Genomic DNA, 13,872 nt, shown 5'->3' on the forward strand with positions numbered 1-13,872 from the left:
CTTATCTTTGCCAATGAGATTATGGAACATCAGGAATACGTAAAATCGGCGATACAGCTGCTCAAGCAACTTATCGCAACCCCTTCTGTAAGCAGGAGCGAGGACAAAGCGGCCGACATCATGGCCGCATACATCAGCCAATGCGGGCTCGAATGCCGGCGCGAGGCCAACAACGTGTGGACTGTAGACCCGCTCTACGATGCCGCACGCCCCACGCTGCTGCTCAACGCCCACCTTGACACCGTGAAGCCCGTGCCCTCATGGACGCGAGACCCCTTTACGCCTGCGCTCGAAGACGGGCGTATCTACGGCTTGGGAAGCAACGACTGCGGCGGTGGACTGGTCTCGCTCCTGCAGGTTTTCCGCATTCTTGCCCCCTTGCCGCAGCACAAGTTCAACCTTGTTTACCTGGCATCGGCCGAAGAAGAGGTGTCGGGTAAGGACGGTATCGAGCGCGTGCTGCCCCTGCTGCCCAAGACGGACGTGGCCATCGTGGGCGAACCTACGGGCATGCAGCCCGCCATAGCAGAGAAGGGACTCATGGTACTCGACCTTGTTGCCCACGGAAAGAGCGGCCACGCAGCCCGCAGTGAGGGCGAGAACGCCATCTACAAGGCACTGGACGACCTGAACTGGCTGCGCAACTACCAGTTCCCCGAGGTGAGTGAGCTGCTCGGAGCCACACAGATGAACGTCACCGTCATCAAGGCCGGCAGCCAACATAACGTGATACCCGACCGTTGCGAGATGACAGTAGACGTGCGGACCAACGAGTGTTACGACAACGAAGAGGTGTACAACTTCATCTGTAAGAACCTGAAATCGGAGGTGAAGGCCCGCTCTTTCCGCCTTCACTCATCGCACATAGACCCCGCTCACCCGCTCGTAAAGCGCTGCCGCGAGCTTCGGTTGCGCCCGTTCGGCTCGCCCACGCTCTCCGACCAGGCCCTCATGCCTTTCCCCTCGTTCAAGATGGGGCCCGGAGACTCCGCCCGTTCCCACACTGCCAACGAATATATAGAGGTATCGGAGATAGCTCGCGCCATCGAACTGTACGTCAAGTTGCTGGATGGAATGGAGTTCTGAAAACTTCCGTCCTCTGTTCAAACAACGGGAAGAGGTACGCGCAAGCCACGTACCTCTTTTCTTTTTTCTCCCTCTCCTTTTACCTCAAGCCTACGGATTGGCCCTCAATATGCTGTTGCCACTGTCCGTATTGTTCAAACTTCTTCTGGAAGAATTGCCTTTGTTGCCAAAACTAAAGTTCCAGGAGAAGCCAAGCGTAAACATATTCCCATTGTCATGGATGGCTACTTTGCTCTTTCCGGGATTATACTTGGAAAGAGATTGGTCTATATAGTTGCTCCCTTGGGGAGTAAACGGATTAAAGACGGCAGCCGTAAGTGTAAGGTTTTGCTTTTTCCATGCCAGCGTAATTCTTGAAACTTTCTCATCTCTTGAGATGATTTCATTGTCGAGCACTTTCCGTGGCTGCATCATGTAAGCAGACAAAGTGAACTGTTTATAGTACAGTTGAACCGTCATGCTCCAGTAGAAGTTTCCCAACGTGTGGGCCAGGGTTTCGGCTTTAGACCTGAAATAGCTGTAACCGCACTCGCCGGAAACATTCATGAAACCGAATATCTCTTTCAGTGATGCAGAATAATTAAGGTTTAACTGCGAGCCATAGATGCCGTTTATATACCTCTGAACAAAGAGTTGCTGCCCGTTGTCATAGTCAATGTGCATGAAGATAGGCCTGTCAGCATACCGGTATGTAACCTGCAGGTCAGAATTAAACTTGTTACGGGAATACGAAACAAGCATGCTGTTATAGAAGTTCTGCGTAGAACGGAGGGTTGGATTGCCCGTCAACAGCTGCAGGTCGTCTATTCTCTGAACCACGCTCGTCAGGGCAAACAGGCTTGGCATGGTGGGATAATACACGCCGTAATACCGTAAGAACAGGTTCTTGGACGGAGAATAGGACAGCGTTAGCTGCGACTGGTTACGCCAATACTCACGTCTTTGCCCGTTATCCATGTTGTTATACTTCAATCCCGTGCCCAGTGAGTACTGCAGTTTGCCCAAAGCGCCGCTTAACTGTGTATAGGCATACGTGTTGTTTTCGCTCAATTCATCGCGCGAAACGCTGGGATTGTAATACGTATTGGTGCTTTTGCCCATCGTGTTTTGCACTCCAACCATGAGCCTCATCTGCCCGAAGTTGTGTGAATAGAACGCTTCCCAAATCAGCGAGCGGCGTTTTGTGTCGGCGGGCATGGTGTATGTGCCTGTATTCTGTCCGTTCAGGACATCCGTCGTGGTGTAAAGAGACTTTCCCTTCAGGCTGTACGTGCCCACAACATTCAGCTCCAGCCGGTCATTATTACTGAAAGTCTTGCCAAAAAACACGTCAACAGCGGGCGTGTATCCCCGGTAAGAGGAATTTGTCTCTCTGTTCACACCGTTCTGAAGAATGGATTTCGGAATGTTGTGCTGGTAGTACAGCGGGTTTCTCAATGTGATGCTGAACGCTGTCCGGGCGTCAATGGCACGCATAAAGCCCAGGTTGATGTTCTGACTGATATAACCGAAGCGGCTTTCAACACCCGTTGCGTTTCTCACAATCGTATCAACGGGACTGATGAAGAGGCTGTTCTCGTCTTTTGTCCACTTCCGATAGCCGCGGTAGGAGGTTGAATAAGTAACGTAGAAGTCGTTCTTATCCTTGTGATACAGTGCCTGTACGCCTCCGTTTACATAGCCCGTGGTGAAAGCGGTCATGGCATTTGCAGCTATCATCACGCCATTATCCTGTTTTTTAAGGATAATGTTTACCACGCCTCCGTAGCCTCTGTCAGCCTCCCGGGCAGACGGCAAGTCGCTGTATTCTATCCGTTCTACATTCTGCGGCCGCACGGTTGCTATCTCGCTTTCATCTTTCGGGATGCCATTGATTTTCCACAAAGGGCGCTTACCGCCAACAGTTACTTTCTTGTTGAGCACGTCAACCTTCATGTTACGCAAGTTCATGGTCAGCAGCAAGCCGTAAAAGTCTTCTGAAACCCGCACATCCTGTTTCGACGGTATAACGAGGGTTCTGTCTATCCTGTTGGCATTGGCAACCACGGTTACCTCGCCCAAGGCTGTATCTGCGGGCTTCAGATAGATGACACCCAGGTCTATGTCCTGCTTTTTCTGCACGGGCAGCGACAGAAAATAAGGTGCATAACCCACGTGGGTGAACTTGATGAGAGTGGTTTTGCGCCCATCTGCCGTAACTGCAAACTTTCCTTTACCGTCCGTAACCACCCTGGCCACGAGAACGGAATCCGCAGTACAGTCTACTACAACACCCATAACGCCCGCAGAATCGGTTTCATCGCAGACCATGCCGCGTATGGTTTCCTGCCCATAAGCAAGCGAAGAAAACAACAAAGAGAATAATAACAGTCCAAACTTCATATCTACCGAAACTAATGGTTGACTGCAAATATACTGAAAAAAGAGCTTCATTATCATTAATTAATACTTAAATCCGTTTTTTTGTTTATTTAACGCGATTTAACTCCAAATTAACAACACCGAGAAAGCTGCCTATGTATTTGCAAGAAACGGCCTGCATTTATCCTTACATTTACCCTCCGCAGTTTCGCGTATTTGCAAACAGACGGGTGGCTGGCGGCAAATACGGGCCGGAAACGGGATTTTATAAAGGGTTGGAAATCAACGGTTTGTGTATTTTAGGTTATTTTCGGAGGGCTTGAGGGATAGGTTCAAGGGCTTGAAAGGGGTGTTTTCGGGCTGCCGGAGCTATGCTTCAAGGGGCTTGAAGGGCATCTCCGGGCGGCTTGAAGCTATCGTTCAAGCACGGCGAAGGCGGCAAACGGGCTTTTCGGAGGCACGGAACAAGGGTTCAGAAACGGAAAAGGTGCCTCCGCGCTTTCTGGTTTGAAAGTTGCGGAAGCACCTTTTCTGGGCATCTTTATTTTACAAGTTGAGGCCTAAAGAACTTTATCTGCCGAGCCAGGCTTCGGGGTTCAGTTTGGCCGACTCGCGCCGCAGCTGGAACTGCAGGATGTTGTCGGCACCCACGGTGCCCAGTGCCTGGCGGGTTGAAACTTTCTGGCCGCGGCTTACGTTGACCGAACGAAGGTTGCAGTAAACCGAGATGTAGGCCCCGTGGCGCACCATGACGAGGTACGAACCGCCAAAGAACATCACCGCGCTCACCTCTCCGTCGTAGATGCTGCGGGCGTGGCTGCCGGGCTGGCCGAGGATGTTGATGCCCTTGTTGTCGAGTGTTACGCCCTTGAGTCCTTCGACATTGTACTGTCCGAAGTGGCTCACTATCTTGTAGCTGCCCGTGATGGGCATGGGCAGACGGCCGCGGTTGGCCTCGAAACCGCCGCTCAGCATGCGGTCTACGGAGCTTAGGCGCGACGCCTCTCCGGCACTCTCCGTGGCCCGGGCAATCTCTTTGCGCGAGCGGGCTTCGTCACTCCGGGCCTTCAGTTCGGCCGCTTCGCGGGCTGCGCGGGCCTCGCGGGCCTCCTGTTCGGCCCGTGCCTGGCGCTCTGCTGCCGAGCGGGCGGCGGCCTCACTCTGGGCTTGCTCGGCGCGGCGGGTGGCCTCGGCGGCGGCCTGAGCTTCGGCTTTCATCTTGGCTTCACGTGCTTTGGCCTCGGCAATGCGGCGGGCGTTCTCGCGTGCTGCTGCCTCGGCGGCAGCCTTCTTGCGGGCCAGTTCCTCGGCGCGGCGCTTGGCCGCAGCGGCTGCTTCGGCCTTTCGCTTGGCCTCGGCGGCAGCACGGGCGCGGGCCTTCTCCACCTCTATGGCCACCAGCCGGTCTATCTGGGCGTTCAGGGCGGCGTTCTTCTGCCGCTGTTCGGATATAATTCCCTGTATCGTCTTCTGCTGTCGCTGCAGTCCCTCCACGGCTTTCTGCTGCTCGGTCTGCTTGCCTTGCAGTTCCGTCTGCGCCTTGCGGTTCTGCCCCAGGAGCGTGTTCTTCTGCCCCTTGACCTGCTCCAGCTGCTTGTGTTTGTCGTTCACCTGCTGCTGCTTAGCCTTCACCATCTCGCCCTGGGCCTTCTGGTACGAGGCGTACTCGCGCACGAAGCGCAGCCGGCGGTACATCTGGGCGAAGTTCTTGGCCGAGAAGATGAACATCATCTTGTCCTGCACGGTGCGGTGACGTGCCATGTAGCGCATGGACTGCACGTACTTGGCCCTGCGTTCCCGGAGCTGCTGCTCGAGTGTTTGGAGCTGCGACTTCAGTATTCCGATGTTTCCTTCGATGTGGTGTATCTCCTGCTGGATGCCTTCTATCGACTTCTGCTTCTCTTCTATCTCGCCGTTAATGACCATGAGGTTCTGCAGGCGGTTCTTTACATCGGCCTTGTTGGCCCTGAGAGCTTGCTCCTGCTGGCGCAGCTGGCGCTGTAGGGCGGAGCGTTGCTTCTGCAGTCCGCGGATGGAAGCATTGGTGTAGGTGGCCGTCTTCTTGCGGGTAGAGGCGGTCTTCCTGCGGGTGGTGGTTCGTTTCTTGGTTGTTTGGGTGGTCCGGGTACGGCTGCGCGTGGTGGTGCGCTTCTGCTGCGCGCCCATTGAGAGCGTGCACGCCAGAGCCATGAATATAATGATTAGTCGTCTCATTTACATCTTGAGTAATTTGTCGAGCGCCTCCCGGGCGTCCACTTGCTTGTACCTGTCGGACACGGTTGTAAGCGTTTCCCAGTCAGAGTCGGTCGTCAGCTTGTCCATGTCGAGCGTTACGGTGGCGTTCTTGCGGCTCTGCACGGCGCTCGTTGTGAACGAGAACTGCTGCCAGGCGGGGAAGAACTTCACGCCAACGGGCATGAAGTTGGCGTACTTCCACACCAACTGGGACATGCCGTGGGTAGCACTCTGGTAGTTGACGATGGCCGATTCTATCTTTGAATCCTGCCTGGAGGCGTTCCACTGGAACGTCATCTTGCCGTTGCGGTAGGTAACCGGGACGGTGGTTCCGGCCGTTTCGAGATTGGCTTCGAAGCGGCTGAGGTCGGTCTCGCTCACCTTCTGCGTGCCCGGAAGCAGCAACTGGTTCCAGAAGAGGGCCTGCAAGCTGTAGAAATCGAGCCCGTTCTCGCGCAGGAAGTCGAGCTGGTTGTAGGCTGCCTTGACGTATTCCTTGTGGATGCGGTCTATCACCAGCACGTAAGACGGGGTGAACTCGAGGCGCCCCACCTCGCTGCCGAGCAGCGGGATGAAGAGCTGCAGACGGATAACCTGGTCCTTGCGCATGTGCAGCGAGCCGGGAACGGAGATGTCCTTGCTGCCTGCCTTGAGGCTGAACGACAGGCTGCTGACGATGTTCTGCTGGTAGAGCTGCCGGTCGGAGACGCTCTGCACGAACGCCAGCTTGCGTGCCGGAGCGGCCTGCTGCTGCACGGGAGCCGGCGCGGGGGCAGGCTTCGGCGTGGTGTTTACTATCGCTTTCTTGACTCCGCACGAAGCCAGCATGGCCACAAAGGCCACAACGCATATCTTAACGAGTTGTCTTTTCATCGCTTATATATTTTTTGAGTTTGAGTTTCTTGGGCAATAACGGCGAGCCGGAGCCGACTTTCAGCGCCTTTGTCCAGCAGTCCACGGCCTCCGGAACTTCGTTGAGCACGGCGTGAATGTCGCCTAAGTGCTCGTAATAGACGGATGTCTGGATGGTGTCCGTATCGTTCTGGAGCGCCTGCTGGGCGTAGATTTTGGCCTCGGCGTAGCGCTCCTGCTTGAAGAGAATCCACGCATAGGTGTCCAGATAGGTTGAGTTCTTGGGCTCGGCCTTGATGGTCAGGTAGCTCATCTGCTCGGCTTTCTTCAGGTCGCGGCCCAGTTCACTCAGGTAATAGGCGTAGTTGTTCAGTGTTGCATAGTTGTCCCGCTTCCACTGCAGGCTGCTGTCGTAGGCAGCAAAGGCCTCGTTGTCCTTGCCTCTGTCATGCAGTATGTCGCCCATCATGGCGTACATGTCGCTCACGAGGTTAGGATCACTCTTGTCGTTCACCTCGTTCACGCCGTGCCGGAAGCTCTCCATAGCCTTCTGCTTCTCATCTTTCTGGTAGTGGGCCAGGCCCAGGAAGTAGTAGAAAGGCATCTCGGCAGGGTTGTACTGGGCTGCAGAGCCGCTCACGGAGATAATCTCGTCCCACCGCTGTTGGGGCCACAGGAGCTGGATAAGCTGCAAACTGGCGCCGGCGTTGTCGGGTGCCACGGCCAGCAATCCGCGCAAGGCATGGGCCAGGGTGTCCTGAGGCATCTTCTTGAGGGCCATGTAGGCCACGTTGAGTTCACGCAAGGTGGTGTCCTTGGGGTTGGCTTCAAGCATGCGACCGAAGAGCGATAGTATCTTTGTACTGTCTCCTCCTTGCTGCTCGTTGTCGCGAATGAGCTGCTGCATCATGGAGACTTTGGTGTCAGGAGCCGTCTTGGGGCTCACCAGGATGCGCTCCATCAGCGCGTCAGCCTCGGCTTCCTGTCCGTTGGCACGGTAGTAATCGTAGAGCGAGGTCTGCACGTAAGCATTCTCGGGGTCGGCTTTCCGGGCCTCGAGAAAGAGCTTGTAGGCCTCCTGCTTGCGGTCGTTCTGCAGGAGCCAGTTGCCCATCATGACCTTGTAGTTGGGTTCGTTGGGATGTTCCTCGCACAAAGCAGCGAGCGCCCTGTAGGCCGATTTCTTGTCATCCTTGAGCTCATAGACCCGCACCTTGGACAGGGTAAGCTCTTCGCTCATGCCCTCCAGCTGCTCCATCCGATCTATAACGTCGAGCATCTTGTCGTAGTTCTTGGCCTGTTCGTACAGGTTCGAGAGCACTTCGAGCACGTCTATGCGCTCGCGGTTGGCGGCGTAGAGCTTCTCGTAGGCCTCGGTGGCCTTGCCAAACTGCTGCGAGTTGATGTAGCTGGCGGCAAGTCTCTCCTGATAGGTAGAGTTGTCGGGGCGCAACGATGCTGCCTTTTCGAGATACGCCAGGGCAGCACTGTCCTGCTTCAAGGCCATGAAATACGGCGACTGCATGAAGTAGGCTTCGGCTGCATCGGGGTCAATACGGAGGCAATGGCGCAGCAGTTCGTAGGCCGAAGCGTACTTGCCGGCGTTCTGCTGGCGCACGGCTTCGAGGAAGAAGTAGTCGAACCGCTTGCGGTCAGCGGGCGAGAGCCGCTCTACGGGAGCCTGCACGGGGGCGTTCTTCTTGCGCTTGGCGAAAGAAGGAGCTATGGCCGTGAGCAGCAGGAGCGCCACAACCAGCAGGGCGATATGTGCTTGTTTGATTTTCAAAGTTCAGTTTCAGTTTTGCTGCATTTATTCCACGCCGGTATGGCCGTAGCCACCCGTGCCGCGTGCTGTATCGCCGAGCTCGTCTGTTTCGATGAAATCGACGTTTTCGCAGCGTGCCACCACCATCTGCGCAATGCGCTCGCCATCGTTCACAACGAAGTCTTCGGGCGAGAAGTTGACCAGCAGCACCATCACCTCTCCGCGGTAATCGGCATCGATAGTGCCCGGAGTGTTGAGCACGGTGATGCCGTGTTTGAGCGCCAACCCGCTGCGGGGGCGCACCTGGGCCTCGTATCCGGCAGGCAGGGCGATGTGCAGTCCGGTTGGTATGAGCCTGCGCTCGAGCGGGTGCAGGGTAACGGGCTCGTCGATGTTGGCACGTAAATCCATCCCCGCACTTTGCGAAGTGGCGTATGCGGGCAGCGGCTGGTGCCCTTTATTGATGACTTTTATCTTTACCATAAGTAGCTGCAAAATTAATGATTTCTGTGCATATAAGTGCATTTTTGCCAGTAAAAAGCAAGAAATTAGGCAATTTTACATTACTTTTGCGTATCAATCAAAACTCACGGAAATATGATGGAATGGCAACGACTGATATCCAACAAGCGCCTGGGACAGGAAAACCAGCATGCGCAACGCCACGACGACCGCTCGGAATTCAAGCGTGACAGCGACCGCCTGATATACTCCGCCCCCTTCAGGAGGCTGCAGAACAAGACGCAGGTGTTCCCTCTGCCGGGCAGCGTGTTCGTACATAACCGGCTTACTCACTCCTTGGAAGTGTCGTCACTGGGCAAGTCGCTGGGCGACGACGTGGCCCGCCGGCTCGTGGAACGGCACCCCGAGCTGCGCGGAACGCTGTTTGAAGAGATTGGAACTATAGTCCAGAGCGCCGGCTTTGCACACGACTTGGGCAACCCGCCCTTTGGTCACAGCGGCGAGAAAGCCATACAGACCTTCTTTACCGAGGGCGAGGGACTGGCCCTGAAGCCCCGCCTGAGCCCGCGGTTCTGGGACGACATCACCCATTTTGAGGGCAACGCGAACGCCTTCAGGCTGCTTACGCACCGCTTCATCGGCCGCCGCGCCGGCGGTTACGTAATGACTTACGCCACCCTGGCCAGCATGGTAAAGTACCCGTTTGCCTCCTCCTTGGCGGGCACTCACGGCAAGTTCGGCTTCTTCTCGTCCGAAGAGGCCGACTACAAAACAATTGCCGATGAATTGGGCATTATTTGTCGCTCCGCCCCCGGTGAGCCCCTGCAGTACGTGCGCCATCCGTTGGTGTATCTGGTGGAGGCTGCCGACGATATCTGTTATGAGATTATGGACATCGAAGACTCACATAAACTCAAGATACTCACCTTCGACGAGACCGAGAAACTGCTGCTCGGGTTCTTCGACAAGCAAGAACAGGAGCACATCCTGCAGCGCATCAGCGAGGAGGGAGTAACCGACCTGAACGAGAAAGTGGTGTATATGCGGGCCTGCGCCGTGGGCAAACTGGAGGCCGAATGCGTCAAGGCGTTCGTTGACAACGAGCAGGCAATCCTCGAAGGAGCCTTCGGCGGCAGCCTCATCAAGCACATCGCGCCGCTGCAACGCGATGCCTACAGCCACTGCCAGCAGGTGTCCTACCGCAAGATATACCAGAGTAAACCCGTGCTGGACGTAGAACTGTCGGGCTACAAGATTATGGAAACGCTGCTGGCCGACCTCATTGCAGCTGCCGTAAAGCCCGACAAGTTCCGCTCGCAGCAGCTCATCAAGCGCTTCAGTAGCCAGTACGACATCCAGAGCAGCGACCTGGAAACGCGCGTGATGGCCGTTATCGACTACATCAGCGGCATGACCGATGTCTATGCCTTGGATGTTTATCAGAAGATAAACGGGATAAGCCTCCCCATTATCTGACACGTTCAAGCGCCTTGAAGGTATCGTTCAAGGCGCTTGATGCTATCCTTCAAGAGGCTTGAACGATAGCTTTTACAAAACGCTGACAGGCAAGCACTTACGCAGGTGCTTGCCTGTTGCGTTTCAATACCGGTCCTTCGGCGTGCTGCCCAGGGTGAGTTGGAGCTCGCCACCCTTGGCAAACGTGGCGAAAGGCAGGTGCGTATCGGTGAGTGTTTGGCCGTTGAGGCGGTACTCCTGCACGTAGACGTTCTGCTTGCTGTTGCCCTTGGCGCTGATAACAAACTGGCTTCCGCTGTAGTAATCCTTGTTCAGGCGGATGGTAACCTTGTCGAACAGCGGACTGCCCAGCCCCAGTGTGGGCTGCAAGTCGTCCAGTCCCTTGACGTCGAACAGGCCGATGGAGGAGATGACATACCAGGCCCCGAGCTGGCCCTGGTCCTCATCCTGCCCGTAGCCGTAGCCGTGTATGCCCTCTGTACCGTAAAATTCGTCGCAAATGGAGCGTACCCACTTCTGCGTCTTCGATGGCTTTCCGGCCTCGTTAAACAACCACGAGATGTGCAGACAGGGCTGGTTGCCCTGGTTGTAGAGCGTGCGCAGACCGGCAAAGGCGCCAACTTCGGTGCCGCCGCTGAATAGCTTTTTCTGCGAAAGAGTGAAGATGCTGTCGAGCCGGTTGTTGAACTCATCGGCGCCGACCTTGGCCACCAGTGCCTTTGCATCGTGCGGAACGTAGAACGTGTACTGCCAGGCATTGCCCTCCTGGAAGCCCCGCCACACCTGTAAAGGGTCAAAATTAGCGATGAAATCGCCGTTTTTGAGCCTTGGACGAACGAAGTTCAGCTGCTCGTCATAGATTCTTTCCCAGCCCCGGGAGAGGTTCATCAGCTTGTCGTAGTCGGCCTGCTTGCCCAGTGCTTTGGCCAGTTGGGCCACTGCGTAGGCGCTGTACGAATACTCGAGTGTGTGCGATGCCGAGAACATAAACTGCTCGTCGGCCCCTGCACCGGCCTCCAGATGGGGCACGTAGCCGTACTGTACGAAGTCTTTGGTATCGGTTTTACCCGCCCCGAAGGGACGGTTCTCGCCGTTGAGCTCGTTTTTCAGGCAGGCCTCATAGGCCAGGTTGACGTCGAAGTTGCGTATTCCGCACATGTAGGCAGCCACAATCATGTTGCTCAGTTGGTTGGTTCCCACGCCCGAAACGAACCTACTGTTGGCCACGCCGTCGGCCAGCCAGCCGCAATCTTTGTATATCCTGAGGTGCGAACTGATGAAATCGGCCAGGTGTTCGGGGTAGGCCAGGGCCCACAGCTGGGTGAGATTCCACTGTCCGCCCCACATGGCATCGGTGTTGTAGAGGTTGAATTTGGGCTTTCCTCCTGCCGTTTCAATCTGCCCTACGGTGCCGTCGTGCTTGGGATAGGCCCCACTGACGTCGCTTGCCAGCCCGCGGCCGAGCAGCGCGTGGTACAGTCCGGTGTAGAATTTCACCTTGTCAGGCCGGTTTGCTGTTTCCACCCTGATGCGGCCGAGGTTCTCTTCCCACTCCTCGGCGGCCTGCTTGCGGGCCTCGTCGAAGGTCAGGTTGCGGGCTTCGGTCTCGCGGTTGAGGCGCGCGTTTGCTACCGATGTGTACGATATGCCTACCTTGGCCGTAACCTGATCCTTGTCTTTGGTGGCGAAGGTGAGGTACACGCCGGCGCCCGCTCCGGTGGCCTTGCGGGCTCCCTCCATGACTTTGGCACCGTTGAAGGCACCCACCGAGGCGGGTTTTTTGTCGACCACCGCCGAGAAATAGATAGGTACAACGGCGCCGGACTGGTACTTCTTCACGTATTCGGGCATGGTGATGACCCACCCCTCGATGCTTCCGTCGGGGCGTATCTCCACCATCGCGTCCTTCACGGCACCGCTTTCGCCCTGGCGGTTGCCGATGTCGAAGAGCAGGCGGCTGTCCTTGGCGGCCGGGAAAGTATAGCGCTGGAAGGCCACACGCGGCGTAGCGGTGAGCTCGGCCGTAATGCCGTAGTCCTTGAGCAGTACCGAATAGTAGCCTGCAGTGGCTGTTTCGGCGTCGTGGGAGAAGCGTGAACGGTAGCCGCTCCTTACGTCCGTCAAGGCCGTATCGCCCGGAACGGTGAACAGCTTGCCAACTGTGGGCATGAGGACGATGCCTCCCACCTGGAACTCATGTACGCAGGGGAAGCCTTCGATGGACTTGTCGCGGTAGTCGTAGCCCGTTGCTTCCCACCCGTCTTTGTTGCCGTAGTGGCCGTTGGTGGACGGAGCAGGCTTGGCCATGCCGAAGGGCAAGGCGCCCGGTGTAAAGTGGAAGTAGCGGCAGTGGGCAGTACCGATGCGCGGTTCCACGTAGGAAGCAAGTTTCTCTTGGGTCGTTTCGCTTGCTGACCGGCAGGAGGCAAAGGCCAACAATCCCGCTGCAGCAAGCAGAAAGGCTGATAGTCGTTTCATGTTTACGGTTGTTTAAGTGTTGATAAATCGGCTACAAAGATAGCCATTTATTTGCTCCGGGCCTACCAAAGCGGCGGTTTCTTTGGGCCGCAGCACAAAAAACAGCCACCCGGGGGCGGCTGCATGCGAAGGTAAAGGGCAGGAGCAGGCGTGCTGCCGGTGCCTATTTGTTTTCCTTGTAAATTACGTTGTTGGCTCCGCTGGTTATCTTCAGCGCCTCCGGATGCTCCTTGATGAAGCTGTTGATGTGGCGTACGCGCTTCTCCTCGAGTATCTCGTCGACGGCTATCAGGATGCCCGTTTCCTCCACTTCGCCAAATCCGTAGTTGATGGCCGTACCGAAGAGCTTCATTGTTGGGCTCAGGTTCATGTACGCGTTCACTAAAGGAGGGATGTTGTAGCCCAGCTTTCGGATTTCGCGGTTTAGTATCCGGTAGTCGGCCTTGAAGTCTTTCTGGTCGAAAAGTTTGGCCAGTTCGGCCTCCGGAGTTTCGATTTTGAGCGGTTTAATCGGAATAATAAGGTTCTCCTTGTCGTCGAAATGCTTCTTGAGAAAGTACAGTATCATGTCCCGCCCACGACGTATATAAGAAGGGTACATGGTCATTTTGCCGTAGAAATACTTGAGTCCGGGGTTCACCACGGTAAGGGCGCCGAGGCCGTCCCATAGGTTGTCGAGGGCAAAGATGCTCTTGCTGTTCATCCGGACGTTCTGATATTCGAGCGAAACGAACGACCTTCCGAGCTCTACTGTATAGGGGGCATAGTGGCGCATGAACTTATCAGAGAAATGGAACATGTGGCTCGTGGCCAGCAGTGGTTGCCCCTGGGAGTCCAGCTGCCAGTCTTTGCCGAGCATGTAGCGGTAACCTCCGATGATTTCATCTGCCTCCGGGTTCCACACAATGAGCTGTTTGTAGCAGTTGGCACAGGTATCGAACTCGTCGATATCCATCGACAGCCCCGTTCCGCCGCCTGCAGTACGGAAGGCGATTTCACGCAGTCGTCCGATTTCCTTCATCACATTAGGCGCCTCGTGGGCCGTAATGATGTAGATTTCGTTATGACTCTTGTTGGTCATACGAAGCTGTCGGTCGGGCGTAAGCTCGGCTTTCAGCAGTTCCCTGCTAACCGGTTGGATAATGTCTTGTTCCATT

General features: G+C 55.9%; 9 protein-coding genes. 2 read left to right on the forward strand and 7 right to left on the reverse strand.

Going from position 1 to position 13,872, the window contains the following annotated elements; genetic code table 11:
• The first annotated feature begins 21 nt into the window (after window positions 1–21).
• Window positions 22–1,086, forward strand: a complete 1,065-nt coding sequence (locus BMW31_RS04205) for a M20 family metallo-hydrolase (protein ID WP_091821504.1) — start codon at window positions 22–24, stop codon at window positions 1,084–1,086.
• 90 nt (window positions 1,087–1,176) lie between these two features.
• Here BMW31_RS04205 and BMW31_RS04210 read toward each other — a convergent pair whose 3' ends face one another.
• The 5 genes from BMW31_RS04210 to dut all read right to left on the reverse strand — a co-directional run bounded on the left by BMW31_RS04210 (window position 1,177) and on the right by dut (window position 8,782).
• A complete protein-coding gene (locus BMW31_RS04210; protein ID WP_091821507.1) occupies window positions 1,177–3,468 on the reverse strand; it encodes a hypothetical protein in 2,292 nt (763 codons plus the stop codon).
• Between the two features lie 549 nt (window positions 3,469–4,017).
• Entirely contained in the window at window positions 4,018–5,661 is a 1,644-nt protein-coding gene (locus BMW31_RS04215; protein ID WP_091821510.1) for a murein hydrolase activator EnvC family protein, read from the reverse strand.
• The gene (locus tag BMW31_RS04220; RefSeq protein WP_091821512.1) at window positions 5,662–6,555 is read right to left on the reverse strand and encodes a lipoprotein insertase outer membrane protein LolB1; all 894 of its coding nucleotides are present in this window, start codon (window positions 6,553–6,555) and stop codon (window positions 5,662–5,664) included.
• Complete coding sequence (locus BMW31_RS04225; protein ID WP_091821515.1) at window positions 6,536–8,320, reverse strand: tetratricopeptide repeat protein; 1,785 nt, start codon at window positions 8,318–8,320, stop codon at window positions 6,536–6,538. The genes BMW31_RS04220 and BMW31_RS04225 overlap by 20 nt, the downstream gene beginning before the upstream one ends.
• A 24-nt stretch (window positions 8,321–8,344) precedes the next feature.
• Window positions 8,345–8,782, reverse strand: a complete 438-nt coding sequence (gene dut, locus BMW31_RS04230; RefSeq protein ID WP_091821518.1) for a dUTP diphosphatase — start codon at window positions 8,780–8,782, stop codon at window positions 8,345–8,347.
• A 117-nt stretch (window positions 8,783–8,899) separates the two neighbouring features.
• Between dut and dgt the strand changes: the two genes are divergently transcribed.
• Window positions 8,900–10,237 (forward strand): dGTP triphosphohydrolase, encoded by a 1,338-nt coding sequence (dgt, locus tag BMW31_RS04235; protein WP_091821791.1) that lies wholly within the window; start codon window positions 8,900–8,902, stop codon window positions 10,235–10,237.
• Window positions 10,238–10,360: 123 nt separating this feature from the next.
• Here dgt and BMW31_RS04240 read toward each other — a convergent pair whose 3' ends face one another.
• The gene (locus BMW31_RS04240) at window positions 10,361–12,715 is read right to left on the reverse strand and encodes a GH92 family glycosyl hydrolase (protein ID WP_091821523.1); all 2,355 of its coding nucleotides are present in this window, start codon (window positions 12,713–12,715) and stop codon (window positions 10,361–10,363) included.
• Window positions 12,716–12,878: 163 nt separating this feature from the next.
• A complete protein-coding gene (locus BMW31_RS04245) occupies window positions 12,879–13,871 on the reverse strand; it encodes a GNAT family N-acetyltransferase (protein WP_091821526.1) in 993 nt (330 codons plus the stop codon).
• Window position 13,872: the final 1 nt, after the last annotated feature.

Origin of the sequence: Prevotella sp. kh1p2, assembly GCF_900111525.1 — a bacterium.
GTDB lineage: Bacteria > Bacteroidota > Bacteroidia > Bacteroidales > Bacteroidaceae > Prevotella.

Excerpts from the sequence above, each read along its gene's own strand:
- BMW31_RS04205 (WP_091821504.1), top strand. The coding sequence starts at position 22 with ATGGAACATCAGGAATACGTAAAATCGGCGATACAGCTGCTCAAGCAA.
- BMW31_RS04210 (WP_091821507.1), bottom strand. The coding sequence starts at position 3,468 with ATGAAGTTTGGACTGTTATTATTCTCTTTGTTGTTTTCTTCGCTTGCT.
- BMW31_RS04215 (WP_091821510.1), bottom strand. The coding sequence starts at position 5,661 with ATGAGACGACTAATCATTATATTCATGGCTCTGGCGTGCACGCTCTCA.
- BMW31_RS04220 (WP_091821512.1), bottom strand. The coding sequence starts at position 6,555 with ATGAAAAGACAACTCGTTAAGATATGCGTTGTGGCCTTTGTGGCCATG.
- dut (WP_091821518.1), bottom strand. The coding sequence starts at position 8,782 with ATGGTAAAGATAAAAGTCATCAATAAAGGGCACCAGCCGCTGCCCGCA.
- dgt (WP_091821791.1), top strand. The coding sequence starts at position 8,900 with ATGGAATGGCAACGACTGATATCCAACAAGCGCCTGGGACAGGAAAAC.
- BMW31_RS04240 (WP_091821523.1), bottom strand. The coding sequence starts at position 12,715 with ATGAAACGACTATCAGCCTTTCTGCTTGCTGCAGCGGGATTGTTGGCC.
- BMW31_RS04245 (WP_091821526.1), bottom strand. The coding sequence starts at position 13,871 with ATGGAACAAGACATTATCCAACCGGTTAGCAGGGAACTGCTGAAAGCC.